This window comes from Okeania sp. SIO3I5, assembly GCF_010672085.1.
GTDB lineage: Bacteria > Cyanobacteriota > Cyanobacteriia > Cyanobacteriales > Microcoleaceae > Trichodesmium.
This window is the reverse complement of record NZ_JAAHHT010000509.1, coordinates 1-1671: the sequence shown is the minus strand read 5'-3', so window position 1 is coordinate 1671 and position 1671 is coordinate 1. Positions and strand designations below refer to the sequence as shown.

Annotated in this window: 3 protein-coding genes and 2 pseudogenes; all 5 read right to left on the bottom strand. The window is 41.4% G+C overall.

All coding sequences use genetic code 11. From position 1 onward, the window contains the following. Positions 1-282: DUF5615 family PIN-like protein (locus F6K40_RS40090; protein ID WP_293145877.1), on the bottom strand; the 282-nt coding region annotated here is incomplete at its 3' end. Continuing rightward, positions 279-680, bottom strand: a complete 402-nt coding sequence (locus tag F6K40_RS40085; protein WP_293145874.1) for a DUF433 domain-containing protein — start codon at positions 678-680, stop codon at positions 279-281. The genes F6K40_RS40085 and F6K40_RS40090, both read right to left, overlap by 4 nt. A 136-nt stretch (positions 681-816) precedes the next feature. Then, positions 817-1005 (bottom strand): annotated as a pseudogene (locus tag F6K40_RS41700) (ParE family toxin-like protein); the annotation flags it as partial. 87 nt (positions 1006-1092) lie between these two features. Further along, the gene (locus F6K40_RS40080) at positions 1093-1302 is read right to left on the bottom strand and encodes a hypothetical protein (RefSeq protein WP_293145871.1); all 210 of its coding nucleotides are present in this window, start codon (positions 1300-1302) and stop codon (positions 1093-1095) included. A gap of 123 nt (positions 1303-1425) precedes the next feature. Further along, positions 1426-1671 (bottom strand): annotated as a pseudogene (locus F6K40_RS40075) (hypothetical protein); the annotation flags it as partial.

Genomic DNA, 1671 nt, shown 5'->3' with positions numbered 1-1671 from the left:
TGTCTCACCTACACTCATTTTCGGATTGAGGATAAAAATTCCTGGTACATGACGATCGGCACTTAAATGAGCCGTTAAATGGGGTGGCATGGATGTGCGGTTGTTAGTAACTAGCACAAAACCATGTTCCTCACACCAAATGAGAATATCTGGATCGAGAGTACCTTTTGGGGGAGTCCCTTCATCTCCAACAGCCCAAATTATTAATTCTGGCTCCCGTCGCTGAATTTGAGTTTGATAAGTGGGATTTACATTTTCATCCATTAGATAACGAATAGTCACTTGCTAGTATCTCCCACTTCTTTTGTATTTTCTATAGTCGCTAATTTCTGCCGATCGCGAATTGCTTTATGTACTTCTGGATCGCTGCCGTACTTAGCGATTCTCTCTCGCAATCGGATAATCCCCGGATGAGGATTCATATCTTGAGCTTTTCGTTGTTGATGCCCCCACTCTAACCAATCAGCAAGGTATTTACCCACGGTTTTGCGATCGCTCAAATAATACAAAATGGTTGCATACACTTGTTCTAAAGTGATAGTTCTAAACTGTTGCTCAATTTCTTCTGGAGATAGCTTTCGATGGATGTATTCATACAAAATGTTCTCAATGCCAACCCTAGTACCTTTGAGCCGAATATCGTTGGGAGTAAAAAAGTCGAAGTAGTCTTCTAATTTCATGCTTTATACCTCCAGTTTTTATTTAGCGGTTATTATTTTATCGAAAAAATCCATATCTGTAGGGGCGAATGGCATTCGCCCTTATAGGTTTTGGTTATAACTCAGCAAAAGCGCTGTAATGTAAGCCCCTATTTGTTTAAAGTTTTGCGATTAGGTTATCGTAATCGGCATGAGAACCGATCCAAAACCAAATGATATAATCTCCTTCCTTAAAACCTACCGCACGCCACCCCCAAGCAACTCTCACGGAAAAAATTGGTTTGGTAGGGTGAACTTGCTTAAATTGAAGGCTGTTATGATAGGGATTTTGCTCCCAGAGTTGATAAGCCTTTTTGGCAGTTTATTAGATATCTGGGGGAAGTTTTTCAAAGGTTTTCCAAAATCGAGATGTTGTTCTTGAAATCATAGAGGTTTAGAATTTTAAAGGTAGGGTTTTTCCTTGACGAAATTCTTCTAGGGCTTCCTCTGCTAGTTGCTCTAACTGTGGTTGGGATTTGTCAAAGGCTTCTTGCCACTTTTTTTCTGAGGCAATTTCTTCGAGAATGAGGCTGGCAATACCATCTTGCTCTGATTCTGGAAGTTTGGCTAGGGCAGCGATCGCTTCTTCTAATAGTTTGGTCATTTTTTGATTGGTTTTTTAGTGGTTCTTTTTCAGAGTAACGCGATGGCGTTAAGTTTGTCAAGGTGGTTTAGGGGCGATCGCTCTCTACCAGTTTCTGTCAAGCGATCGCTCCTTCCTCATCTTCTAGTTATTGTCATCTTCTCGTTGTGCCAAGAGGCGATCGACTTTATTCTCGATCGCGTTTAGCTTTCTGAATACGGTAGGACGGTCTTCATCCAGAGAAGATAAAAGATTAACCACCCCCTCGTTAAGAGCAGTCAGTTTTGCTAGGTTCTGGTCTAGTCTAGCATTGCGCTCTGCTTGTTCGAGTTTGTCAGTGGCAAACATATCTGTGAGACTCTGAATTGACTTGGCGTTGCTTTGAACAAG